This window comes from Stenotrophomonas sp. P5_A9 (genome assembly GCF_056400525.1).
Genome location: NZ_JBFULC010000007.1, coordinates 32,290 through 57,796, shown reverse-complemented (window position 1 = coordinate 57,796; position 25,507 = coordinate 32,290). Strand labels below are relative to the sequence as shown.

General features: G+C 67.8%; 18 protein-coding genes. 15 read left to right on the top strand and 3 right to left on the bottom strand.

Annotation, left to right across the window (positions count from 1 at the left end; translation table 11 throughout):
- The first annotated feature begins 2 nt into the window (after nucleotides 1-2).
- From gspD to AC1DR7_RS03720, 15 genes are all read left to right on the top strand, one after another.
- On the top strand, nucleotides 3-2,210 hold the full coding sequence (gene gspD / locus AC1DR7_RS03790) for a type II secretion system secretin GspD (protein ID WP_457318062.1): 2,208 nt from the start codon (nucleotides 3-5) through the stop codon (nucleotides 2,208-2,210).
- Nucleotides 2,211-2,313: 103 nt separating this feature from the next.
- Entirely contained in the window at nucleotides 2,314-3,171 is an 858-nt protein-coding gene (locus AC1DR7_RS03785; RefSeq protein ID WP_457318063.1) for a glycosyltransferase family 2 protein, read from the top strand.
- Nucleotides 3,168-4,004, top strand: a complete 837-nt coding sequence (locus tag AC1DR7_RS03780; protein ID WP_256775373.1) for a glycosyltransferase family 2 protein — start codon at nucleotides 3,168-3,170, stop codon at nucleotides 4,002-4,004. Before AC1DR7_RS03785 ends, AC1DR7_RS03780 begins: the two co-directional genes overlap by 4 nt.
- A gap of 46 nt (nucleotides 4,005-4,050) precedes the next feature.
- Complete coding sequence (pncB, locus tag AC1DR7_RS03775; RefSeq protein ID WP_457318064.1) at nucleotides 4,051-5,226, top strand: nicotinate phosphoribosyltransferase; 1,176 nt, start codon at nucleotides 4,051-4,053, stop codon at nucleotides 5,224-5,226.
- A gap of 171 nt (nucleotides 5,227-5,397) precedes the next feature.
- Nucleotides 5,398-6,579, top strand: coding sequence for a non-hydrolyzing UDP-N-acetylglucosamine 2-epimerase (gene wecB, locus AC1DR7_RS03770; RefSeq protein WP_457318065.1), 1,182 nt, complete (start codon nucleotides 5,398-5,400; stop codon nucleotides 6,577-6,579).
- Nucleotides 6,576-8,789 carry a hypothetical protein gene (locus tag AC1DR7_RS03765; RefSeq protein WP_478051492.1) on the top strand — a complete coding sequence of 738 codons (2,214 nt, stop codon included), beginning with the start codon at nucleotides 6,576-6,578 and terminating at the stop codon, nucleotides 8,787-8,789. The genes wecB and AC1DR7_RS03765 overlap by 4 nt, the downstream gene beginning before the upstream one ends.
- Nucleotides 8,790-8,795: 6 nt before the next feature.
- A complete protein-coding gene (locus tag AC1DR7_RS03760; RefSeq protein ID WP_478051491.1) occupies nucleotides 8,796-10,940 on the top strand; it encodes a glycosyl transferase family protein in 2,145 nt (714 codons plus the stop codon).
- Nucleotides 10,937-13,756, top strand: coding sequence for an NfrA family protein (locus AC1DR7_RS03755; protein WP_457318068.1), 2,820 nt, complete (start codon nucleotides 10,937-10,939; stop codon nucleotides 13,754-13,756). The genes AC1DR7_RS03760 and AC1DR7_RS03755 overlap by 4 nt, the downstream gene beginning before the upstream one ends.
- 20 nt (nucleotides 13,757-13,776) lie before the next feature.
- Complete coding sequence (locus tag AC1DR7_RS03750; protein WP_457318069.1) at nucleotides 13,777-14,811, top strand: alginate O-acetyltransferase AlgX-related protein; 1,035 nt, start codon at nucleotides 13,777-13,779, stop codon at nucleotides 14,809-14,811.
- 4 nt (nucleotides 14,812-14,815) lie between these two features.
- Nucleotides 14,816-15,940, top strand: a complete 1,125-nt coding sequence (locus tag AC1DR7_RS03745; protein WP_457318070.1) for an alginate O-acetyltransferase AlgX-related protein — start codon at nucleotides 14,816-14,818, stop codon at nucleotides 15,938-15,940.
- Nucleotides 15,941-15,952: 12 nt separating this feature from the next.
- Nucleotides 15,953-17,533 carry an MBOAT family O-acyltransferase gene (locus AC1DR7_RS03740; RefSeq protein WP_478051489.1) on the top strand — a complete coding sequence of 527 codons (1,581 nt, stop codon included), beginning with the start codon at nucleotides 15,953-15,955 and terminating at the stop codon, nucleotides 17,531-17,533.
- Between the two features lie 13 nt (nucleotides 17,534-17,546).
- The gene (locus AC1DR7_RS03735; RefSeq protein WP_137191072.1) at nucleotides 17,547-17,777 is read left to right on the top strand and encodes an acyl carrier protein; all 231 of its coding nucleotides are present in this window, start codon (nucleotides 17,547-17,549) and stop codon (nucleotides 17,775-17,777) included.
- Between the two features lie 29 nt (nucleotides 17,778-17,806).
- Nucleotides 17,807-19,282 carry an AMP-binding protein gene (locus AC1DR7_RS03730; RefSeq protein ID WP_457320062.1) on the top strand — a complete coding sequence of 492 codons (1,476 nt, stop codon included), beginning with the start codon at nucleotides 17,807-17,809 and terminating at the stop codon, nucleotides 19,280-19,282.
- The gene (locus AC1DR7_RS03725; RefSeq protein WP_457320060.1) at nucleotides 19,279-19,965 is read left to right on the top strand and encodes an alginate O-acetyltransferase AlgF; all 687 of its coding nucleotides are present in this window, start codon (nucleotides 19,279-19,281) and stop codon (nucleotides 19,963-19,965) included. The genes AC1DR7_RS03730 and AC1DR7_RS03725 overlap by 4 nt, the downstream gene beginning before the upstream one ends.
- A 4-nt stretch (nucleotides 19,966-19,969) precedes the next feature.
- Nucleotides 19,970-21,103: an acyl-CoA dehydrogenase family protein gene (locus tag AC1DR7_RS03720; protein ID WP_256775384.1), complete on the top strand. Its 1,134-nt coding sequence runs from the start codon at nucleotides 19,970-19,972 to the stop codon at nucleotides 21,101-21,103.
- 56 nt (nucleotides 21,104-21,159) lie between these two features.
- Here the strand turns inward: AC1DR7_RS03720 and AC1DR7_RS03715 are convergent, their stop codons facing one another.
- The 3 genes from AC1DR7_RS03715 to ettA all read right to left on the bottom strand — a co-directional run bounded on the left by AC1DR7_RS03715 (nucleotide 21,160) and on the right by ettA (nucleotide 25,354).
- The gene (locus AC1DR7_RS03715) at nucleotides 21,160-22,158 is read right to left on the bottom strand and encodes a DUF4434 domain-containing protein (protein ID WP_478051488.1); all 999 of its coding nucleotides are present in this window, start codon (nucleotides 22,156-22,158) and stop codon (nucleotides 21,160-21,162) included.
- A 64-nt stretch (nucleotides 22,159-22,222) separates the two neighbouring features.
- Complete coding sequence (locus tag AC1DR7_RS03710) at nucleotides 22,223-23,539, bottom strand: NCS2 family permease (RefSeq protein WP_478051487.1); 1,317 nt, start codon at nucleotides 23,537-23,539, stop codon at nucleotides 22,223-22,225.
- Between the two features lie 150 nt (nucleotides 23,540-23,689).
- Nucleotides 23,690-25,354, bottom strand: coding sequence for an energy-dependent translational throttle protein EttA (gene ettA, locus AC1DR7_RS03705; RefSeq protein ID WP_256775387.1), 1,665 nt, complete (start codon nucleotides 25,352-25,354; stop codon nucleotides 23,690-23,692).
- Between the last annotated feature and the right edge of the window lie 153 nt (nucleotides 25,355-25,507).

Below are 25,507 nucleotides of genomic sequence, written 5' to 3'. Positions count from 1 at the left end.
GCATGACATTGCGTCTTTTCTCCCCGCGTCATTTCTGCCTGTCCCTCGCCGTGGCCCTGCTGGCCGGGTGTGCGTCGGTACCGGCTCCGGACGTCCGTCGCAACGCAGACCTCGATGGCACGCATCAGGTGGTGGCCGGCGATGGCTCGCGCGAGGGCGTCGATGCCGAGGCGCTGGCCGACGGCGCGCCGCAGGCGGTGATCCGTCGGGGCACCGGCACCATGATCAACCGCAGCGCGGCCGCCGCCGCATCACCATCGCTGTCGCAGGCCGGCAACGGCACCGCCACCTTCAACTTCGAAGGCGAGTCGGTGCACGCGGTGGTCAAGGCGATCCTCGGCGACATGCTGGGCCAGAACTACGTCATCGCCCCGGGCGTACAGGGCACCGTGACCCTGGCCACGCCCAAGCCGGTGTCCTCGGCGCAGGCGTTGAACCTGCTGGAGATGGTGCTGGGCTGGAACAACGCGCGCATGGTCTACAGCGGCGGCCGTTACAACATCGTTGCCGCCGACCAGGCCTTGGCTGGTACCGTCGCGCCGAGTACCGCGCCGGCGTCCAGTGCGCGCGGGTTCGAGGTGCGGGTGGTGCCGCTGCAGTACATCTCGGCCACCGAGATGAAGAAGGTGCTGGAGCCGTATGCGCGGCCCAATGCGATCGTCAACGTGGACAGCGGCCGCAATGTGATCACCCTTGGCGGCACCCGCAGCGAGTTGGAGAACTACCTGCGCACGGTGGAGATCTTCGACGTCGACTGGCTGTCGGGCATGTCGGTGGGCGTGTTCCCGATCCAGACCGGCAAGGCCGAGCAGGTCTCGGCCGACCTGGAAAAAGTGTTCGGCGAGCAGAGCAAGACCCCCAGTGCCGGCATGTTCCGCTTCCTGCCGCTGGAGAACGCCAACGCGGTGCTGGTGATCACCCCGCAGGCGCGTTACCTGGACCAGATCCAGCAGTGGCTGGAACGCATCGACAGCGCCGGTGGCAGCGCGCGGCTGTTTTCCTACGAGCTGCGTTACGTCAAGGCCAAGGACCTGGCCGAACGCCTGGCCGAGGCCTTTGCCAACGAGAACGGGCGCAGCGGGCGGGGCAGCAGCAGTTCGCTCGCCCCGGGCGCGACCCAGATGGAGCTGGGCAGCAACCGCGACAACGCGCTCAACAACAGCACCATGGGCAACACCGGGTCCAGCAATGGCAGCGGTCTGGGCGATGGCACGATGAGCCTGCCGCAGCGGCAGTCCGGCAACGCCAGTTTCAGCCTGGAAGTGAAGGGTGACACCGTCGGCGTATCGGCGGTGGAAGAAACCAACACGCTGCTGGTGCGCTCCACGCCGCAGGCATGGCGCTCGATCCGCGAGGTGATCGAGAAGCTAGACGTGATGCCGATGCAGGTGCATATCGAGGCGCAGGTGGCTGAAGTGGCACTCACCGGCGACCTGAGTTATGGCGTGAACTGGTTCTTCGAGGAGGCGGTCAACGCGCCCGTCGAAAGTGGCGGGGCCGGATTGGCCAGCGCGCTCGGCCGCTCGATCTGGGGCAGCACCTCCGGTGTGGTTGGCAGTAGCGGGGTGGGCTGGACCTTCCTGGGCAAGAACGCGGCCGCGGTAATCAGCGCACTGGACAAGGTCACCAACCTGCGTCTGCTGCAGACCCCATCGCTGTTCGTGCGCAACAACGCCGAGGCCACCCTCAACGTCGGCACCAAGATTCCGATCAACTCGGTGTCGGTCAACACCGGCGTGGGCGACAATACCTACAGCCAGGTGCAGTATCTGGACACCGGTGTGATCCTCAAGGTACGTCCGCGCATTACCCGCGATGGCGTGGTGTTCCTCGATATCGTGCAGGAAGTCAGCTCGGCGGGCGCGACGCCGAACGGTTGCGATGCGACCAAGACCACCTGCAACCCGCCGATCAACACCCGCAAGATATCCACCGAGGCCGCCGTGCAGAGTGGCGATACCATCATGCTGGCCGGCCTGATCACCGACTCCAACGAGGATGGCTCCAACGGTGTCCCCGGTTTGAGCCGGATCCCGGTGGTTGGCGCGCTGTTCGGCCGGAAGACCCAGAAAAGCGCCCGCACCGAAGTCATCGTGCTGCTCACCCCCACGATCGTGCGCAACGCCCAGGAGTCGCGCAACCTCACCGACGAGTACAGCAGCCGCTTCCGCGCGATGGAGCCGTTCCCGAGCCATCCGAAGAAGAACTGAGCCGCCGTCGCGCTGTCACCGCAGCCGGCGCGCCTGCTACGCTGCGGCCAGGCGTCGGTCATCGTGACCGGCCGCTTCCCGTACGCCGCGCACAGGAGGACCGATGGGGACGATCGTGTTGCTGCCGATCGGGGTCGATGACAGCGCCCTGGACCGCTGCCTGGGCGCGCTGGATGCCGGCACCCCGGCCGACACCGCGCTGTGGCTGGCCGATGACGGCCAGGCCGGGCCACGCGCGCAGGCGGTGATCGCGCACTGGCTGGCACACACGCCGTTGCAGGCCGAGTACACCCGGCGCGCCAGCAGCATCGGCGAGGTCGCCCACCTGGATGAAATGCTGCGCGCCTGCGCAGGCGCGGATGTGGTGGTGCTGGCGCCCGACGCCATCCCCGCGCCGGGCTGGCTGCAGCAGCTCGATGCCTGCTTCGCGCGCGATTCCTCGATCGGCTCGGCCACCCCGTGGTGCAATGCCGGTGAGACTGCCGCATGGCCACGCCTGGGCGAGATCGACCCGGTGCCGGTCGACCTGGCGGCGATGGCCCAGGCCTGCGCAGCACTGCCGCCGATGCATCCGGAACTGCCCTCGGCCGTGACCCACGCGGTGCTGCTGCGCGCCAACGCCCGGCGCAAGGCCGGCGGACTGGACATGCACAGCTACGGGTCCTGGAACGCCGCGCTGGTCGACCTCAGCCTGCGGATGGCGGGCCTGGGCTGGCGCAATGCACTGTGCGAAACCGCGTTCGTCGCCCGCGCCAGCGAAGGCCGTGCGTTCGATGGCGACATGGACGCGCTCGGCACGCGCTGGCCCGGCTGGCAGCCGCGGCTGGCCGCGTTCCTGATGACCGACCCGCTGCGCCAGATGCGCGACACACTGCAGCAGCTGCACCGGCAGGCGATAATGCCGCGGTCCCAGGGCGATCTGTTCGCCGTGCCCGCCGCCCCACCGGAGTCACCTGCTTGAGCCTTGCCATTGCCGCGATCATCGTCAGCTACCAGAGTGCCAGCACCCTGGACAGCTGCCTGACCCGGCTGCGCGCCGCCCGTGGCGTGGTCGAGATCCGGGTGGTGGACAACGGGTCCAGCGACGGCACCCTGGAGATCATGCAGCGCCACGCCAGCGCTGACCCGCGCGTGCGTTTCATCGCCAATCCGGACAACCCCGGCTTTGCCGCCGCCAACAACCAGGGCGTGGCCGCCAGCCAGGCACCGTGGCTGGCCTTCATCAACCCGGACCTGATGGTCGACGCCGAGACCCTGGCGCAGCTGTGCGAGCGGGCGAGGGGCATCGGTGACTGCCTGCTCGGGGTCGAACAGGTCGATGAGCACGGCCAGCCCGATGCGGCGGTGCGCCGTCGCGATCCGGATTTCGGCGCGATGCTGCGCTCGCCCGGGCAGGGCGCGAAGCTGGCCCTCCCTGCTGATCCGAACCAGTCGCTGCAGCCGGTGCCGGCGCTGTCCGGCGCGCTGCTGCTGATGCCACGCACGCTGTTCGACCGCATCGGCGGCTGGGATGCCGGCTACCGCCTGCATGCCGAAGACCTGGACCTGTGCCGCCGGGTGCGCCAGGCCGGTGCGCTGGTGGCGATCGCCAATGACCTGAAGGTCGTCCACGTGCGTGGCGTATCCAGTCGCTCGCGCCCGTTCTTCGTCGAGTGGCACAAGCATCGCGGCCTGTGGCGCTATTTCCGCAAGTTCGAAGCCGGCCAGCGCAGCCTGCCGGTGCAGGGCGCGGTGTTCGCTGCGATCTGGGCCCACGCGCTCGTGCAGATCCCGCGGCTGCTCCGCGCGCGCTGACCGCCGGGCGTTGGTCGGTACATCCGGGCAGGCGCATAATCCGGGCATGATCATCCAGTCCCTGCTCGACACCGACCTGTACAAATTCACCATGATGCAGGCGGTGCTGCATCAGCATCCCGGTGCCCAGGTCCAGTACCGGTTCAAGTGCCGCACCCCGGGCATCGACCTGGCCGCCTACATCGATCAGATCAACGAAGAGATCGATCACCTGTGCCGCCTGCGCTTCAGCACCGACGAGCTCGACTACATGCGCGGGCTGCGTTTCGTCAAACCGGACTTCGCCGATTTCCTCGGTCTGTTCCACCTGGACCGCAAGTACATCGATCTGCGCCCGTCGGACAGCGTGCCCGGCGAGATCGACCTGAACATCACCGGCCCGTGGCTGCATACCATCCTGTTTGAAGTGCCGCTGCTGGCGATCATCAACGAGGTCTGGTTCCGCAACACCACCACGCCGGACGTCGCCGAAGGCGAGCGTCGCCTGCAGGCAAAGACCGCGCTGCTGCGCGACACCCCGGGCTTCGAGCTGTGCCGTATCGCCGATTACGGCAGCCGCCGCCGCTACTCGCGTGACTGGCATGCGCGCATGCTGCCGATGCTGCGCGAGGCGCTGGGTGCGCAGTTCGTGGGCACCAGCAACGTGCATTTCGCCCGCCTGTACGGCATGACCCCGCACGGCACCATGGCCCACGAATACCTGCAGGCGTTCCAGGCGCTGGGGCCGCGGCTGCGCGATTCGCAGGTGGCCGCGCTGGAATCGTGGGCGCGCGAATACCGCGGCGACCTCGGCATCGCGTTGTCCGACGTGGTCGGGCTGGACGCCTTCCTGCGCGATTTCGACATGTATTTCTGCAAGCTGTTCGATGGCGTGCGCCACGATTCCGGCGATCCCTTCGCCTGGGGCGACCGCATGCTGGCCCACTTCCAGGACCGTCGCGTGGATCCGCGCAGCAAGGTGCTGGTGTTCAGCGATGGCTTGAACATCGAGAAGGTGATGCAGCTGTTCGACTACTTCCGCGGCCGCTGCCAGGTCGCTTTCGGTGTCGGCACGCACCTCACCAACGACCTCGGCCCGACCCCGCTCAACATTGTCATCAAGATGGTCCGCTGCAACGGCCAGCCGGTGGCCAAACTCAGCGATTCGCCGGGCAAGAGCATGTGCGACGACCCCGGCTACCTGGCCTATCTGCGCCAGGTATTCGAACTTTCACCTGAGTGAAACGCGCACAAAAGCAACAATGAAGTGCACCTCGGGGCAATAAGTGACGCACAGCGTCACTTTTCTTGGGAAATGTGATCCACATCACGTTGCACTGGCTAGCTCTCGCCACTTGGCCTACGATTTGCGTGATGGAAGTCACACTCGTTGGTCATCACAGGGAGCTGTCCGGTGAAGGTTCTATCTGTTTTCGGTACCCGTCCTGAAGCGATCAAGATGGGACCGCTGGTCCGGGCGCTGCACGCCGCGCCGGATATCGAGTCCATTGTCTGCATCACCGGGCAGCACCGGGCGATGCTCGATCAGGTGATGTCGCTGTTCGACATCCAGCCCGATCACGACCTCGATGTGATGGTGGCCAACCAGACCCTCAACGGGCTGTGCTCGCGCCTGTTCGCCAAACTCGATGCCCTTTACGAACAGGTACAGCCGGACCGGGTGCTGGTGCACGGCGATACCAGCACGGCCATGACCGCGGCATTGGCCGCTTTCCAGCGCCGCATTCCGGTGGGGCATGTCGAGGCCGGCCTGCGTACCGGCGACCTGCAGCAGCCGTGGCCGGAAGAAATGAACCGCCGCGTCATCGACGTGGTCGCCGACCATCTGTTCGCCCCGACCGACAGCTCGCGCTACAACCTGGAACAGGAAAACCTGGCCGGGCGCATCAGCGTGACCGGCAACACCGTCATCGACGCGCTCAAGCAGACCGTGGAGCGCATCGACCAGGATGCCGCGCTGCGTGCATCGATCGATGCGCAGTTCCCGTTCCTGCAGGCCGACCGCAAGCTGCTGCTGGTCACCGGCCACCGCCGCGAAAACTTCGGCGGCGGCTTCGAGAACATCTGTCGCGCGCTGGCCGAACTGGCGCAGCGTCCGGACCTGCAGATCGTCTACCCGGTGCATCTCAATCCGAACGTGCAGGGGCCGGTGCATACGCACCTGGGCGGCCTGGACAACGTGCACCTGATCGCACCGCAGGATTACCTCAACTTCGTCCGCCTGATGCAGCGCGCGCACGTGGTGCTGACCGACTCCGGTGGGGTGCAGGAAGAAGCCCCGGCGCTGGGCCGGCCGGTGCTGGTGATGCGTGATGTCACCGAGCGGCCCGAAGCGGTGCAGGCCGGCGTTGTCCGCCTGGTCGGCACCGATCCTGCGCGGATCGTGGCGGCCGTGCATGCCGCCTGCGATGCGCCGCAGGTGGCGGCGCACTTCATCGCCGACGCCAGTCCCTACGGCGATGGCCGGGCCTCGGCGCGGATCGTTGCTGCATTGCGTGGTCAGCGGTTCGACGAGTTTGTGGCCGCCCACGCCGTCCCGATGTCCCACACCTCCCTTTCAGAACTGACGCCATGACCAACACCATCCGTAGTACCGCACGCTTCCCCAAGGTATTACCGCTGGTCTTGGCCTTGGCCTTCCCACTCAGCCCTGCGATGGCGGCCGACACCGCCGCCGGGCAGTTCAGCGAGTGGGCCGGCGATGCCACGGTGACCCGCAGCATGACCCTGCGCGAGCTGGGCTTCCGCCAGCCGATCACGCTCAGCGGGCAGGAAAGCCAGCGCGAGATCTACCTGCCGGTACCGGCAGGCGTGCCGACCCGCGACGCGCAGCTGCAGCTCGATGGCCGCTACGTGCGCGGGCATACCGGGCGCAGCTCGGGGCTGTGGTCGGTGGATGGCGACCCGGTCGCCGCGCGCTCGATCACCGATCCGCAGGGCGATGCCAGCCAGCTGCTGGCCATCGACGGCCTGCCGCGCGACAACGGCTTCGTGCGGGTCAATGTGGGCTGGTGGTCGGTCGTATCCGACTACCGCTGCGCCGACCAGAGCGCGCCGGCCAACGTCCTGCGGCTGTCGCCGGATTCGCGTTTCAGCTACCGCTTCGATGGCCGTGCCGTGAACACCGTCGCCAAGGCCTGGGGCGCATTGCCGGCACGGGTGCGGCTGCTGGTCGATGGCAAGGCGCTGCAGGCACCGGCCTATGACGCCGCCTGGCGCGTCGGTGCGGCCTTGCGCAACGGCGGCAAACAGGTCGAGGTGGTAGCGCTGCCGGCAGTGGGCAGCACGGTCGACCTGACCGGCATCAGCATCCCCGCCAGCCTGCAGGGCGTGCCGGCCTACGCCGCGCTGGCCGCCGGCGGCGCGCAGCATCGCATCGCCAGCCTGGCCGAAGTGGGCGCGCTGCTGTCGCTGCGCGACAGCGGTCCGCTGGCGGTGGATGTGGCGATCAGCAGTGATCCGCTGCGCGCCGGCGTGCGCGCAGCGCTGGATGCACTGGCCACCGAAGTAGGCGCCAGCAGCAGCGATGCAGCGGCCGCGTTCACTGCCTGGCGCGGTAGCGACATGGCCGCGCTGGAGAAAGGGCCGGGCAACGCGTCGGTGAGCGTGGCCGCCGTGGCCGGGCGTCCGACCCTGGTGGTGGCCGCTGCGGCGGGCGGCAAGGTTGCCGGCCTGCTCAGCGAGCAGTGGCGCAACTACGCCCTGGGCCGCGAGCTGCAGGTGGCCCAGGCCAGCCCGGCGCCGGTCAAGCAGGATGCCGTGCTGCTCAGCCGCCTGGGCAATATCGCCGGTACGCTGGATATCGTCACCCGTGGCGACCGCAGCGCTACCTTCGAGCTGGGCGCGCTGTCGGCCGATGGCCGACTGCCCGACCAGGTCGTGATCGACGTCTCGGCCGCCCCCAACGCGGCCGGGCAGGGCGCGGTGGCGAGCATCTATTTCAACGACTACCTGCTCGGTGCCAAGGTGCTGGCCACCGACGGCAAGCCGCAACGGCTGACCGCCAAGGTGCCCGCCTATGCACTGGCGGCCCGCAATGAAGTGAAGATCAGCTTCCTGCGCCAGCCGGCGCGGCCGTACTGCCACGATCCGGCCACCGCGTTCCCGGTGTCGATCCTGCCCAGCAGTCACCTGACCCTGGCCAAGCGCACGCTCGACAACGATTTCATCGGGGCCGCCAGCCAGCTCGCACACGCCAATGAGGTGTTCGTGCCGGCAACCTGGCTGCAGGACGCCCCGACGTCGCTGGACAAGGTGATCGCCATCGCCAGCGCGGTGGGCGTGTCGCCGCAGGCCGCCGAACTGAAGGTGGTGGCGGCCGGCAGCGCGATCAGCCCGGGCCAGCCGTACCTGGCCTTCGCCCTGGCCCCGTCCGGCACCACGCCGGCCGGTCTCAAGGACGGTCGCCTGGTGGTCAATGGCGGCGACGCGCCGCTGCTCGACGTGGCCGGACTCGACCACGCCGCCGCCGTGCAGGTCGTGGACGGCGGTGGCCACATCGGTGTGCTCTACAACGACCTTGGCCAGCAGGGGCCGTCGCTGGAGGCGCCGTTCCGGCTGCTGCGCGGCGACCTGGCCGTGCTCGATGGCAGCGGTGTCGTCAGCGATTTCGACAGCAAGGATCCCTACGGGGCGCGCGTGGCCGATGCCGGCAACCCGCAGCCGGTGTGGCAGCAGCACATGGTGTGGCTGCTGGTGCTGGTCGGGCTGGTGGTGTTCGCGCTGCTGGCCGCACGCGTCGCGCAGATCCGTCGTCGCCGCAAGTCCGGCAGCAGCGGGCACTGATCGGCCGTGAACGGTCTCCCCTGGGATATCCACCTGGCCAACTACTACGCCGCGCTGGAAACAGCCGCGGCGGTGGTAGCGGTGCTGATCCTGATCTCCAGCCTCGATGACCTGTTCATCGACGTCTGGTACTGGATCCGCGAAAGCTGGCGCACCCTGACCGTCAAGAAACGCCGCGACTACCGCCCGCTGACCCAACAGGATCTGCTGCAGCGGCCGGAGCAACCGCTGGCGATCATGGTGCCGGCGTGGGCCGAGTACGACGTGATCGCGCAGATGGTGGAAAACATGATCGATGTACTCGACTACCGCGAGTACATCGTTTTCGTGGGTACCTATCCCAACGATGCCGAGACCATCGCCGAAGTGGAGCGCATGCGTCGCCGTTACAAACGCCTGCGCCGGGTCGAGGTGCCGCATGCCGGGCCGACCAGCAAGGCCGACTGCCTGAACTGGCTGATCCTGTCGATCTTCGATTACGAGAAACGCCACGACATCGAATTCGCCGGGGTGATTCTGCATGACAGCGAAGACGTGCTGCACCCGATGGAGCTGCGCTTCTTCAACTACCTGCTGCCGCGCAAGGACATGATCCAGCTGCCGGTGACCTCGCTGGACCGCGAGTGGTACGAGCTGATCGCCGGTGTCTACATGGACGAGTTCGCCGAGTGGCACGCCAAGGACCTGGTGGTGCGCGAAAGCGTGTCCGGCATGGTGCCGTCGGCCGGCGTGGGCACCTGCTTCTCGCGCAAGGCGCTGCTGGCGCTGAGCGCGGCCACCGACAACCAGCCCTTCAACAACGACAGCCTGACCGAAGATTACGACGTCGGCGCGCGGCTGGCGGCGATGGGCATGCAGTCGATCTTCGCCCGCTTCCCGGTGCAGTTCCGCGTGCGCCGCCCGTCGTGGTTCGGCTGGGGGCCGGTGCGCGAGAGCACCCAGTCGATGGCGCTGTGCGTGCGCGAATATTTTCCCGACAACTTCCGTGCCTCGTACCGGCAGAAGGCGCGCTGGGTCCTGGGTATCGGCCTGCAGAGCTGGGAGACGCTGGGTTGGCGCGGCTCGCTGGCGACCAAGTACCTTTTGGCGCGCGATCGCAAGGGCATCATCACCTCGTTCGTCAGCATCCTCGCCTACTTCATCTTCCTGCAGCTGCTGCTGTTCTGGGTGCTGAAGATGACCGGGCTGTGGCATACCCAGTTTCCGACCATCTTCCAGGCCGGCACGTGGCAGATGAACATCGCCCTGATCACCACCGCCGCGCTGGCCTCCCGCGTGGTGCAGCGCTTCTACTTCGTCAATCTCCTGTATGGGTGGGAACATGCGTTGATGTCGATCCCGCGCATGGTGGTCGGCAACATGATCAACTTCATGGCCACCGCGCGTGCGTGGCGGATGTTCCTGCTCTACCTGCTGTTTGGCAAGCGCATGGTGTGGGACAAGACCATGCATGATTTCCCCAGCGCCTCGCAGCTGGTGCAGACCCGAAAGCGGCTGGGCGAACTGCTGACCACCTGGCAGGCGGTCGAACCGGAACGGCTGGAGCAAGCACTGCAACAGCAGCAGGGCGGCCGCCAGCAGCCGTTGGGCCGCATTCTGGTGTCGCAGGGCTGGCTCGACGATGAGACCCTGGCCGAGGCGATTGCCTTCCAGAGTGATCTGCCGCGCGCGTTGATCGACGTGGACTACCTGCGGGCCGGCGTGTTCCCGTTGTCGGTGGGAGCCTGCGTGCAGTGGCGGCTGTTGCCGCTGCCGGGCAGCACGCCCGGCACCCTGTCCATCGCCGTGGCCAACCCGCTGAACGGGGCCGAGCAGGCGCAACTGCTGCAGGATGTGGAGGCCACCGCGCTGGAGCAGTCGATCGCGCGCGAAAGCGAAGTCAATGCCGGCCTGCGCCTGATCAGTGGCGAAAGCTACCGCATCGATGCGGTGCCGCTGTTGGGTGATCTGCTGGTGGAAATGCGCTTGATCGCACGCGACCAGTTCGAACGTGTGCTGGACGAGTACAAGCCGCAGCGCGATGGCCGCATCGGCGACTACCTGGTCAAGCACGGCGTGGCCACCGAGGCGGCCATCGCCGAAGCGGTACGCGAGCAGCACCGCCGTTCCGGCCAACCCCAGTACAGCGCAGACGGAGAGCTGAAGGCATGAGGACCACCCTGCTTTCGAGCGTGATCGCGCTGAGCCTGTTCGGCCTGGGCAGTGCCGGCGTGCACGCACAGGAATCGCTGCCGCTGGCCGGCAATGCCTACCGCATTGCCGAGCAGGCCTTCGGCGCCTACGAGCGCGGCGACTACGCGCAGGCCTATCGCAACGCCACCGAAGCGGCGCGCCTGCGCCCGGACGTGGCGCGGCTGCGCCTGCTGCAGATCTACGCGGCGCAGAAGCTCGGTCGCAACGACGAGGCACGCGCGCTGGCCCAGCGCGCGATCGCCGACGGCATCAACGACCCGGCGCTGCCGGCGCTGGCGAGCGCGCCGCGTACGGGCAGTGGCGTGGCAGGCGCAGGGCGTGTCACCACCGCCGCCAGACCCACCGCTGCCGAGCTTGCCTACCAACGGGCTTTCGCGCTCGCCACCCAGGCCTACGAGGCCTAYAACAACGACCGCATGACCGAAGCGGCCAGCAAGGCCGAACACGCGTTCCGCCAGCAACCGCAGCAGGGTGCGTGGGCAACGCTGTGGGTGGCGTCGCTGGAAGCGCAGCAGCAACTCGAGCAGGCCGATGCCGCCGCCGCGACGGCGATCCAGCTGGGCGCACCGAACGTGGGCGACCTGCAGGCCAAGCGGGTTGCGCTCGGCCGCCAACGCGCGGTCAAGCCGGCGCAGGAAGCCTACCAGGCCCTCATCGCGCAGGATTTCGGCGCGGCAACCGGCTTTGCCAGGCAGGCGGTGGAGCGTGCGCCCGACGTCGCCTCGCACCGACTGCTGCTGATGACCGCGCAGATGCTCGATGAGCAGCTGCCGGCGGCCGAAGCCACGGCCGACCAGGCCCTGGACAACGACAGCGACGACACCGTCGCACTGGTGATGCGCGCCTACCTGCGCCAGCGGCAGATGAAATCCGCGCAGGCCAATGCAGACTTTGATGCCGCGCTCAAGCAGGACTGGCTGGACGCGCAGCAGCAACGCAACGTGCGTCTGCTGGCCGTGGACGCGGCACTTGCCGCCGGCGACCATGAGCGTGCCGTACGCCTGCTGCAGCCGCTGCAGCAGGGCAGCGACGCCGACCTGGATGCCGACAGCCGCAAGGCGATCGAGCAGGCGGTGGTTACGCGGGGCAAGGCCTTGCGCCATCCGCATGCCGCCACCGACCTGAGCCTGAGCGCGTACCCGGCACCGTTCCAGCAGTGCCGCGATACGCCTTACGGCACCCAATGCGAAGTGATGCCGGCCGATCTGCAGGGCGAGGGCGGCGCATCGCAGCGGGCCTATGCCGCCTTCGGTCGCCAGGATTACCAGGAAGCCATCCGGCAGGCGCAGCAGGCGCTCAACGATGATCCGGACAACCTCACCCTGCAGGCGCTGCTCACCACCACGCTGTCGGCCGGCGACCGCGCGCAGGCCGCGCAGGCGCGCCAGCGGCTGGATGCTGCCCTGGCCGCCAAACCGAATGATGCCGGCCTGCTGATGCAGCGCGGTTACCTCAACCAGCGGGTCGGCCAGCCCGAACAGGCCCTGGCCGATTTCCGCGCGGCCGAGGCCACCGGCAAGGCGCCGCCAACCGTGTTGCTGGACCAGGCCTATGCCAGCGCCGCCAGCGGCGACAACCGCCTGGCGGTCACCCTGTTGCGCGGTGCCATCGACAGTGCCGACGCCGGTACGTTGAAGCTGGACAAGGCGCAGCGCTACAACACCCGCAGCTCGATCGCCAACCTGTCGCGCGAGTGGGGCATCATCGCCTCGGCCGGCTATCGCGGTGCACGCCAGGCCGCCACCAACCTGGGCGGTGCGGCGATCAGCACGCCGGGCGATTCGGTGTTCGGCACGCTGGAAGCCTTCTGGCGGCCCTCGGCGACCAACAATCGGCACGGCACGCTGGAAGCCTATGCGCGTATCGCAAATACGCTCTACGACGGTGGCGGCACGTTCGAATCGATCAAGGCCGTGGACCCGTGTACGGGCGTGGCGACCGACGATGCACGTGAACGCGCCGAGCGCCTGAGCCGTTCGCGTTCGATCGCCGGCTGGCCGTCCACCATCGCCTCGTTCGGTGTGCGCTACGCGTTCGGCCAGACCGGCCTGAGTGCCGGCATCGAGCGCCGTCAGTTCGTCGGTACCGCCACCCGCAACGGCGGCATCTATCCCGATTCGGCGGCGATCCAGTGCCGCATCCAGGTCGAGTCGAACCGGCCGCTGCAGATCAACACGCTGGCCCGCTATCGGCTGGACAGCAACGCCGGCGGCTGGATGTCCTATCTCACCTACGGCTTCTACAAGGGCACCGGGGTCCGCACGGACGTCAACCAGTGGTGGACCGTCAGTGGTTACGCCCAGGCTGGCTACACCTGGGACGACAACGACGCGCACTTCACCATCGACAGTCTGGATGCCAACGGCGATCCGGCCCAGCGCATCCTCGCCTCCGACGGTCACCTGCGCCGCCAGCAATGGTTCGGCGCGGCCGAAGTGCGGGCGGGGCGCAGCTACCGCTTTGGAGCAGACCAGACCCGTTGGGTGGTCAATCCCTACCTGGTGGTGGGCGCGGACTGGATCGACCAGCGTTCCAAGGTGCGCGGCATCGAGTACCCGTTGATCGGCGTGCAGTCCTTCAACCTGTCCGATACCGCCAGCAGCTGGTCGCTCGGCGCCGGCCCGGGGATCGGCGTGCGCTACTGGTTCCGCGAAGACCATTACAACGCCGCGCGTTCGTACCTGGACTTGGGCGTGCAGTACCGCTTTGCCATCGGCGGCGGCGATACCCAGCGTGCCAAGGGCCTGTTCGCCACGGCCACGCTCTACTACTGATCATGCAGAAGGAATTGACGATGACCCTTGACCGTCGCAACGCCCCCCCGGCCCGACCGCTGCTGCGGGCCGTACTGTGCACCGCGCTGCTGGCCGCGGCGCCGCTGTCGGCACTGGCACAGGCCGCACCCGCGCCTGCTGCCGCCCCGGCCAGCCAGGATTCGTCCATCGTGATGATCGGCAAGGACGGCTGGCTGTTCCCGGCCTGGGGCAGCCTGACCGAGGTCGATGCCCCGGCGATCAACCGCAACACCCAGCTGATCGCCCAGGCACGCGCCGCGCTCGCCGCGGCGGGGGTCAAGCTGGAAGTACTGGTGCTGCCGGACAAGGCGCTGTTCTACGAAGACAAACTGCCCGATGGCAAGCGCATGAGCGATGCCGTGCGGGGTCGCTATGCGCTGGTCCACGACGGCCTGGTGAAGGCCGATGTCCCCGCGGTGGATGCACTGCAGGTGCTGCGCCAGGTCAAGCAGGGGGGCAAGGACGTGTTCTACCGCAGCGACCAGCATTGGACCCAGCCGGCCGCCGATGCGGTCGCCGTGGCGGTGGCCGCGCAGGTCCGCCAGCAGGTGCCACAGCTGGAGGGGCAGGCCGGTAGCGGCATGGCACTGGGCAGCGAGATCAAGGAACGCCGCTTCGGCGACCTGGCCGAGCTGTTCCTCACCGATGACCAGCGCAAGGCCATTGGCCGGGACACCTTCACCGTGCGCCGCCAGGCCGAACAGCAGTCGCTGCTCGACGACGCGCCGGCACCGGTGCATGTCACCGGGCACAGCATGGTGCAGCCGTATTTCGGTTTCCCGCAGAAACTCTCCAACGTGCTCGACCGGCCGGTGTCGGTGAACTGGAAGCCGGGCAACGTCGGGCACTGGGTGATGCTGCTGGAGTATCTGGAATCGCCCGAATTCCGCCAGCACAAACCCCAGGTGCTGGTCTGGCAGATGTTCGAGCCGTCCTACGTGCAGGGTCCGGAGGCGCGCGGCCAGTGGGACAACGCCTCGATCATGACCCCGCAGCAGTGGACCGCGCGCTTGAACAAGGCACTGGGGCAGTAAGGCGATGAGTGCACGTCCCGGCGCGCCTGCGCCCCTGCCACCGGCCGCGCCGGCCCGTGCCCACATCGCCACCGCGGTGGTGGTGATCGCGCTGCTGCTGATCGGCCTGCTTGCCGGCGGCTGGATGCTGGGCCATGCCAGGCTGCCGGCCGGCTCGCTGGCACCGGCGCGCTGGGCCGATGGCGCGGCGGGTCGCGCGATCAACGATGCGCTCAAGCTGCCCGTGCAGGCCCAGGCCGATCGGGTCACGGCCGCGCTGCGCTATCGCCTGCTCGGCGACCTCGGACCGCAGGTGGCGCTGGGCTGCCCGGACTGGCTGTTCTACCGCGATGGGCTGCGTCCGCAACCGGGCGCGGGCGCGGACGTGTTCACCCAGCGCGTGCGGCTGATGCAGCACTGGTCGAGCCAGCTCAAGGCGCAGGGCGTGCAGCTGCTGGTGGTGGTGGTGCCGGACAAATCGCGGATTGAACAGGCCCACACCTGCGGGCTGCGCACCTCGACCGCGATGCGTGCGCGCCTGGGCCAGTGGCAGCAGGCGCTGCGCGCTGCGCAGGTGCCGTCCACCGATCTGCTGCCGGTGCTGCAGGACGGGACGGCGCCGATGTTCTTCCGCACCGACGTGCACATGAACCGGATCGGCGCCCAGCGCGCCGCCGATGCCGTGGCCGGCTCCGCGCTGCCGCTGCTGGGGGGGCAGGGCGGGCAGGCCTTCGACGTGGGCGCGCCGGGTCCGGCCAAGCCGCGCATGGGCGACCTGATCGTGCTGGCCGGACTGGAACACGCACCACCGGCATGGCGACCGGCGCTGGACCGCGAGTCGGAGCAGGTGATCACCCCACTGCGCAGCGGTGGCCTGCTCGATGACACCCCGCCGGTGGAGGTGCTGCTGCTGGGCAGTTCCAATGGCCGTCGCAGCCTGTTCGCCGAACGCCTGGGCCATGCGCTTGGGCGCGAAGTGTGGAACCAGAGCCTGGATGGCGGCCAGTTCTCCGGCGCGCTGCTGGCGGCCTGGCCGCAGCGCGCGCAATGGCCGCCGACAGTACAGCTGGTGGTCTGGGAATTTTCTGAAATGGCCCTGTCCTTGCCGTTGACCGACGGTGAGCAGGCAACGCTGGCCGAGATCCACTGAGCGCTACGGACGATGCTTTTCAACTCTTTCCTGTTCCTGCTGGTCTTCCTGCCGATCGCGCTGGGCGTGCACTACGCCCTGGGTGCGGTGCGGCCGCGCCTGGCCGCGCTGTGGCTGTGCGTGGCCTCCATCGTGTTCTACGGCTGGTGGAACCCGCAGTTCGTGCTGCTGCTGTCCGGCTCGATCGTGTTCAATTACCTGATCAGCCTGGTGATCCTGTCACTGGCCAAGCGACCGAAGCTGCAGCTGCTGGCCACCGCGCTGGGCGTGGCCGCCGACCTGTTGCTACTGGTGCACTACAAGTATTTCGCGGCGATGGTGAACTTCGTCGGCGAGATGGGCTTCAACGTCGGCCCCATGGATGCGCTGATCCTGCCGCTGGGCATTTCCTTCTTCACCTTCACCCAGATCGGCTACCTGCTCGACTGCCGCGCCGGCGTGGTCAACGACCGCAGCCCGCTCAGCTACGTGCTGTTTGTGACCTTCTTCCCGCACCTGATCGCAGGGCCCATCCTCCACCACAAGGAGATGATGCCGCAGTTCAGCAAGCGCGAAACCTACCGCTTCCATGCCGACAACCTGTCGGTGGGCGGCATGCTGTTCGTGATCGGGCTGGCCAAGAAAGTGCTGCTGGCCGACACCATCGCCCCGTATGCCGATGCCGGGTTCGCGTCCACCGGCGATGTCCAGTTCTGGGGCGCGTGGGCCACCGCGCTGAGTTACGCGCTGCAGCTGTACTTCGATTTCTCCGGCTATTCGGACATGGCATTGGGGCTGGCGCGGATGTTCGGCATCCGGTTCCCGCTGAACTTCAATTCGCCGTACAAGGCGACCAGCGTGATCGATTTCTGGGCGCGCTGGCACATGACCCTGACCCGCTACATCACCGCCTACCTGTACTACCCGGTGGCCATGGCCGTGACCCGCTGGCGCACCCGCCATGGCCGCGCCACCGGCCCGACCGCAGTGGCCTCGGCCGGCGGCTTCCTGTCGATGATCGTGCTGCCCACGGTGTGGGCGATGGGCCTGGCCGGCATCTGGCACGGCGCCGGGCTGCAGTTCTTGATCTTCGGCCTGCTGCATGCCGGCTACCTCTCCATCAACCACGCCTGGCGCGTGTTCGTCGGCGGCCGCAAACCGGCCGCATTGCGCCAGCTGCGCTGGTACCAGCACGCCGGCTACGTGCTGCTGACCTTCGGCGCGGTGCTGGTGGCCCAGGCGTTCTTCCGTGCCGATGGCGTGCACGATGCCTGGGAACTGGTGCAAGGCATGTTCGGCGTCCGTGGCTGGGAAAGCATGGAGCAGCTGGGCTACCTGGGCCGCATGGGCCTGGCCGACGGCTGGCGGCTGCTGATGGGTCATCATCTGCAGCTGGTGTACATCGTGGTACTGCTGGTCATCGTCTGGGCCACGCCCAACGCGCAGCAGATCATGGGCGTGTACTCGCCCTCGCTGGCCAAGCCCAACCCGGCGCCGCGCGCGTGGATGCGCTGGCAGCCGAACCTGCCGTGGCTGGGCGTCATGCTGCTGATGTTGCTGCTGTGCCTGCTGAGCCTGCACAAAGAATCCCGTTTCCTCTATTTCCAGTTCTGACAAGGTGAACCCGATGGATATCCAGACCCTCCAGACCCAGTTGATCGACATCGTCGAGGCGGTGATCGGCACCCGCGTGCAGCCGGACGAATACATGGAGTCGCTGTTCGACTCGATGTCCAAGGTGCAGCTGATGGTTGAGGTCAAAGACCGCCTCGGCGTGACCCTGCCGGTGGATGAGATCGATGCACTGGTCGACTCGGTGCAGGTGCTGGCCGACTACGTGGCCGCGCACCAGCGCTGAGCCGTATCCCCCCTGCAGGAGCTGCGCGCATGCGATTCGATTTCGACAACTGCCGTTTCGTCGACCTGGACCATGCCGCGCATGCGCCAGCGCTGCACGATGCAGACGGCACGCTGGACTGGGCCGCACTGCATCGCGCCACCCTGGACTGGATCGTGCGCGCGCAGGTCGCGGGGGTCCGGCCGGGGTTTGCCCTGGTGATCTCCGGGCACAAGCAGTCCGCCTTCGTGGTGGCCATGCTCGGCTGCCTGCAGATGGGCGTCACCTACGTGCCGGTGGACACCATCAATCCGCCCGCGCGGTTGCAGCGCATCACCCAGCTGACCCATGCCGGCGCGGTCTACGATGCGGCCACCGATACCTTCGGGCCGGGCGCCGATGCACCGCGCGCGTTGCGCGTGCCGGACCTGGCGTACGTCATGTTCACCTCCGGCAGCACCGGGGACCCCAAGGGCGTGCAGATCGGCCGCGACAGCGTGGCGCTGTTCACCGGCTGGATCCGCGACTGCCTGCAACTGGGCCAGGCACCGGCGTTCCTCAACCAGATGCTCTTCAGTTTCGACTTCTCGCTGTTCGACCTGTGCGGTGCGCTGGGCCTGGGCGGCAGTTGCGTGCTGTGCCCGCGCGAGGTGATCGCCGACAGCGAGCGTTTCGTTGAACACCTGCGCCATTCGGCGGTGGCGGTGTGGGCCTCCACGCCCTCGTTCGTACGCCAGCAGATGCTCAACCCACGCTTCAATGCCGAGCATCTGCCGTCGTTGCAGGTGTTCGTGTTCGGCGCCGAATCGTTGACCCCGCGCGTGGCAGAGGAATTGTGGGCGCGCTTCCCGCAGGCGCGCATCATCAATTCCTACGGCCCCACCGAGGCCACCTGTTCGACCACCTGGGTCGAGATCGATCCGGCCTTGCGCGCGGCCGCCCCCAACCCGTTCCCGATCGGCGTGGCCAAGCCCTATGCGGAGGTGTTCATCGACGATGGCGAAATCTGCATGGCCGGCGACCACGTCATGCGCGGCTACCTGGATCGTCCGGACCTGGACCAGGGCGTGCTGTTCGACCACCAGGGCAAGCGCGCCTACCGCAGTGGCGACCTCGGCGATCTTGACGAACAGGGCCGGGTGTATTTCCGCGGCCGCAAGGACGACCAGATCAAGCTCAACGGCTACCGCATCGAGCTGGCCGAAGTGGACGCCTGCCTGTCGACACTGGACGGCGTGGTGGCGGGTGCGGCGGTGGTGCTGCGCCGCCCCGACGGCAGCCTGGTGCGGATGATCGGCTTCGTCGAACTGGCCCAGCCCGGCGACGGCCTGGTGCAGCCGCTGCCGGCCGCGCTGCAGGACTGGAAGGAACAGCTCGGCCGCCGCGTTCCGCCCTACATGATTCCCTCCGAACTGATCGCCGTGGATGCGTTGCCCACCGGCAACAGCAACAAGGTCGACCGCAGACAACTGGAGCAGCGCTATGCCTTGGCGCGCACGCTCCGCAGCCAGGAACCCAGACCATGAAGCTCCCCCTGATCCCGCTCGCCGCCGCCTTGTTCGCGCTTTCCCCGCTGGCCGCCCACGCGCAGCAGGGGGGCCAGGAAGGCCGTCTCGCGCAGCTGTATGCGCCGCGGCCGCCGGCCGGTTCGGCCTTCGTCCGCGTGCTCAACCCGGGCAGCGCCGCGCTCAAGGTCGCCGTCGGCAACGGTGCCGAGCAGAGCATCGGCCCCGCCACCCGCGCCACCCGCTACGCCATCGTCGAAGGCGGCAAGCCGTTCAACCTGCGCGTGGCCGGCAAGGCCCGCAGCCAGGCCCAGGTCGCCGCCGGCAGCTTCACTACGCTGGTGCTGGATGCGTCCACGCCGACCAAACCGCTGGCGGTATTGGCCGATGGCGGCGGCACCAGCGACGCGCTCAAGGCCGAGATCCGGTTCTACAACCTCGCCAGCGGCTGCACGCAGGGCCGCCTGGCCATGGCCGACAAGGGCGCGGTGGTGTTCCCCGCCGTCGCGGCCGGCAGCAGCAGCGCGCGCGGCATCAACCCGGTCAAGGCGCGCCTGGTCGCTGGCTGCGGCAGCAAGGACAGCGCACCGCTGGCGCTGCCGGCGCTGCAGCCTGGCGATCACTACAGCCTGTTCCTGACCGGCACGGCCGCTGCCCCGGTGCTGCAGGGCCAGCTGAGCGGCACCGATGCGGTGGGCCGCTGATCCCATGTCCGAGCGTTCCGTTTTCCGCGACGACCACGCCCTGTTCCGCGCGCAGGTGCGTCGCTTCATCGACAGCGACATCGCGCCGCATTACGCACAGTGGGAGCGCGATGGCATCACCCCGCGGTCGCTGTGGCGCGCCGCGGGCGAGGCCGGCCTGCTCAACTGCCAGCTGCCCGAGCCCTACGGCCTGGGCGGCGACTACGGGCATGCCGCGTGCGTGACCGAAGAACTGGCGCGCGCCAATTACCTGGGCATCGGTTTTTCGATCCATTCGGACATGGTGGCGCCGTACCTGATGCAGTACGGCAGCGACGCACTGCGTGATGCATGGTTGCCGGCGATGGCGCGTGGCGAGGCGATCGGTGCCATCGCCATGACCGAACCCGGCGCCGGCAGCGACCTCAAGGCGATCCGTACCCGCGCCGAGCACCAGGGCGATCATTACCTGTTGAACGGCCAGAAGACCTGGATCACCAACGGCAGCAATGCCGATGTGGTGGTGGTGGTGGCGACCGTCGCGCCGGAGCTGGGTGCGCGCGGGTTGACGCTGTTCTGCGTGGATACTTCCTGGCCCGGCGTCACCCGTGGCGCGCCGATGCCCAAGATCGGACAGCACGCGCAGGACACCAGCGAGCTGTTCTTCGACAACGTGGTGGTGCCCGCGTCGCACCTGCTGGGTGAAGCGCAGCGCGGCTTCGATTATCTGGGTGAACAACTGGCGGCCGAGCGGCTGGCCATCGCGCTGCGTGCGGCGGCCTCGGCCGAAGGCATGCTGGCCGAGACGGTGGCCTACGTGCGCCAGCGCAAGGCGTTCGGGCGCTTCCTGATCGACCACCAGAACACCCGCTTCGTCCTCGCCGATGCGGCCGCCAAACTGGCGATGCTGCGCAGTTTCCTCGACCAGTGCCTGGGCGAGCAGATGCAGGGGCGGCTGGATGCCACGATGGCGGCGATGGCCAAGCTCAACGCCACCGAACTGCAGGGTACGGTGCTCGATGACCTGTTGCAGCTGCATGGCGGCTACGGCTACAGCAGCGAGTACGGCATCGGTCGCGCCTGGACCGACGCGCGCGCGCTGCGCATTTTCGGTGGCAGCAGCGAGATCCTGCGCGAGATCATCGGCCGGACGCTGTAACGCGCGTACGGCACGAACCTGCCGGTACCCACTGTTGGTCGGTACCGGGGGACGCCCTACAGACCCCAGTGCCGGCGCAATGCCTTGGCCTGCGGCGTGTCCTGCGACAGCCACGGGTCCAGCGCGTACACCAGCACATGTTCGGCACCGCTGTCGCGGGCCCAGGCCAGTTGCCGTTCGATGCGCGCGGCATCGGCGGTTTCGCCCTTGAACTGGGTGCCGTCGGTGTTCTCGCCGGGCAGTTCGCGGAACAGCTCCACGATCGCATCGAAGGCCACGCCGCGCTGTTTCAGCATCGCCAGCAGCGGCCGCAGTTCCTGCACATTGCCCGCACCGGCCACCCCGACCCCGTCCTGCACCATCGGCCGCAATGGCACCTGGTCGAGCAGGCTGGCCCAGACCGTTTCCAGCCGTCCGCTGGTCTGCAGCCGGCTGAAATAGGTCGACACCGCGCAGTCGCCACCCTGTGCGTGCGCGGCCTGCTGCAGTCCGTGCAGCCACTGCCCCAGCCATTGCACGCGCGCTGGATCGGCCCAGTGGTATTGCTCGATTTCATACGGCAGGTACCAGCCGCCGAAGGCCTGCAGACGCGCCCACGGTGCCTGTGCCAGCCACTGCTGCGCGCGCGTCAGGGTCTGGGCGAAGAACGCCTGCAGGGTGGCGTCATCGCCGCCGATCGCCTTCCACCACGACTGCTCGAACGGCAGCCCGACCCGCACGGTGATGCCCGCTTCACCCGCAGCGGTGAACAGCATCCGCAGGCTCGCATCTGGCAGCTGCCAATCGCCCTCGGGCGCGCCATGGATGCCGGTCCATTGCAGCACCAGCTGTCTGCAGCCCAGCCGCTTTGCCAGCTGCACCGAACGCTGCCAGTCGGCCATCGTCCAGTCCAGGTGGCTGCGCCAGGGCTGCAGGAAGGTGCCATCCACCTGCGCGGGCATCGAACAGCCGGGCAGGGTGGCCAGCATGCCGACCGCCGGGGCCAGCAGTGCGGCACGCAGCAGGCGGCGGCGCAACGGCGAGCACGGATCGGCAGGCAGGCGGGCATCGGTCATGCCCCATCATCCCAGAGCCACGTTGCGGAGGGGTGAACCGCCGCGCGCCGCGGCGGCGCCGCAGTCATTCCAGTGCGTAACGCAGCACGAACAACCCGGCTACCAGCCACACCGCCGGATGCACCTCGCGCCAGCGACCGGTGCCGGCCTTGAGCACCGCATAGGCGATGAAGCCGAAGGCCAGGCCGTTGGCGATGGAGTAGGTGAACGGCATCGCCAGCGCACACAGGGCGGCCGGCACCGATTCGGTCAGGTCGTTCCATTCCACGTCGACCAGCTCGCGCAGCATCAGCCCGGCCACGAACAACAGGGCTGGGGCCGTCGCGTAACCGGGCACCATCGCCGCCAGTGGCGAGAACAGCAACGCGGCCAGGAAGAGCGCGGCCACCACCAGTGCGGTCAGCCCGGTGCGGCCACCGGCCTGCACGCCCGAGGCGCTTTCGGCAAAGGCGGTGGTGCTGCTGGTGCCGAGCAGCGAGCCGGCCACGATCGCGGTGCTGTCGGCCAGCAATGCGCGGCCGAAACGCTTCTGCGCGCCCGGCAGCTTGAGCAGGCCCGCACGTCCCACCACGCCATACAGCGTGCCGGTGGCATCGAACACTTCCACCAGCACGAACACCAGCACCACCTGCAGCAGCACCGCGATGGGCGCGCCGCCGTCGTGATGCAGCAGGCCGGGCAGGTCCAGTTGCAGGAAGGTCGGGGCCAGGCTCGGCGGCAGCGAGATCATCCCGTGGAACTGCACGTCACCGAGCAGCCAGGCCGCGCCGGTCACCGCCAGGATGCCGATCAGGATCGCACCGCGCACCTTGCGTGCTTCCAGGATCGCGATCAGCAGGAAGCCGGCCAGCGCCAGCAGCGGGGTTGCCGTATTGAGCGGGCCGAGTGCCACCAGGGTGTCGGTGTTGGCGATGATCACGCCGGACTTCTGCAGCGCGATGATCGCCAGGAACAGGCCGATACCGGCCACGATCGCCGCGCGCAGCGAGGCGGGAATGCCCGCCACCAACCACGCGCGCACGCCGGTCAGCGACAGCAGCAGGAACACCAGTCCGGAAATGAAGACCGCCGCCAACGCCTGCTGCCACGGCAGCCCGGCGGCACCGACCACGGTGAAGGCGAAGAACGCATTCAAGCCCATGCCCGGGGCCATGCCGACCGGGAAATTGGCGGCAAACGCCATCACCAGCGAGCCCAGCGCGGCGGCCAGGCAGGTGGCGACGAACACCGCACCGGGATCCATGCCGGTGGTGGCCAGGATGTCCGGGTTGACGAAGACGATGTAGGACATCGTCAGGAAGGTGGTCAGGCCGGCCAGCAGTTCGGTGCGCACGGTGGTGCCGTGCTGCTGCAGCTGGAACAGGCGCTCGGGGAGGGACATGGGGGAACCTCGTGACGATAAGGCGTCACGACCAACGGTCGTGACCTACCGGAATGCAAACGGCCGCGCAGTGCGCGGCTGTGTCATGACCAACGGTCATGACCTACCCAAATGCAAACGGCCGCGCAGTGCGCGGCCGTTTTTCTTCTCTTATTTCAGCGCCTTGAAGCGCAGGCGCTTGGGCGCGGCGTCGTCGCCCATGCGGCGGCGCTTGTCTTCTTCGTACTCGCGGTAGTTGCCCTGGAAGAACTCCACRTGCGAGTCGCCTTCGAAGGCCAGGATGTGGGTCGCGATGCGATCCAGGAACCAGCGGTCATGCGAAATCACGAAGGTGTTGCCCGGGAACTCCAGCAGCGCATCTTCCAGCGCACGCAGGGTTTCGATGTCCAGATCGTTGGACGGTTCATCGAGCAGCAGCACGTTGCCACCCTGCAGCAGGGTCTTGGCCATGTGCAGGCGGCCACGCTCACCACCGGACAGCGAACCGACCAGCTTCTGCTGGTCCTGGCCCTTGAAGTTGAAGCGGCCGATGTAGGCGCGCGACTGGATCTCCACGCCATTGATGTTGAGGATGTCCAGGCCGCCGGCGATTTCCTGGAAGACGTTGTGGTTGCCCTCCAGCGCGTCGCGGCTCTGGTCCACATAGGACAGCTTCACGGTCGGGCCGACCACGATCTCGCCGGTATCGGGCTTTTCCTGGCCGGTGATCATCTTGAACAGGGTCGACTTACCGGCACCGTTGGGGCCGATGATGCCCACGATCGCGCCACCGGGCACCAGGAAGTTCAAGTCGTCGAACAGCAGGCGGTCGCCGAACTTCTTGGAGACGTTCTTGAATTCCATCACCGCATTGCCCAGGCGCTCGCCCGGCGGGATGAAGATTTCATTGGTCTCGTTGCGCTTCTGGTAATCCACCGACTGCAGTTCTTCCAGGCGGGCCAGACGGGCCTTGCCCTTGGTACGGCCGCCCTTGGCATTCTGGCGCGACCATTCCAGTTCCTTCTGGATCGCCTTCTGGCGGGACTTTTCCTGGTTGTCTTCCTGACGCAGGCGGTCGTCCTTCTGGGTCAGCCAGTCGGTGTAGTTGCCCTTCCACGGAATGCCGCGGCCGCGGTCCAGTTCCAGGATCCACTCGGCGGCGTTGTCCAGGAAGTAGCGATCATGGGTGACGGCCACGACGGTGCCGGTGTAGCGCGCCAGGAACTGTTCCAGCCATTCCACGGACTCGGCGTCCAGGTGGTTGGTCGGTTCGTCGAGCAGCAGCATGTCCGGCTTCTGCAGCAGCAAGCGGCACAGCGCCACGCGGCGCTTTTCACCGCCGGACAGGGTGCCCACGACGGCCTCCCACGGCGGCAGGCGCAGGGCATCGGCCGCCACGTCCAGCTGGTTTTCCAGGGTGTGCGCATCGCCGGCGGCCAGGATCGCCTCCAGGCGCTCCTGTTCCTTGGCCAGCTTGTCGAAGTCGGCGCCTTCCTCGGCATAGGCCAGGTAGACGGCGTCCAGCTGGGCCTGGGCCTGCAGCACTTCGCCGACGCCTTCCTCGACCGCTTCACGCACGGTCTTGGTCGGGTCCAGCTCCGGTTCCTGGGCCAGGTAACCGACCTTGATGCCGGCCTGCGGGCGGGCTTCGCCCTCGAAGTCGGTGTCCACGCCGGCCATGATCTTCAGCACCGTGGACTTGCCGGAGCCGTTCAGGCCCAGCAGGCCGATCTTGGCACCCGGGAAGAACGACAGCGAGATGTCCTTGATGATCTGCCGCTTGGGCGGGACCACCTTGCTGACGCGGTTCATGGTGTAGATGTATTGCGAGGACATGAGGTCTCCGAAGGCGCAACCCTGAGCCCGTTCCGAGCGGAACAGGAACAGATGGATAAAAGGGGTACCCCCGATTATAGCCGGAAGCGATGACAGCCGCCGGTGGCCCCATGGGGCGGGGCTTGCCGCCGCCTGAATGGGCGGTCAAACGGC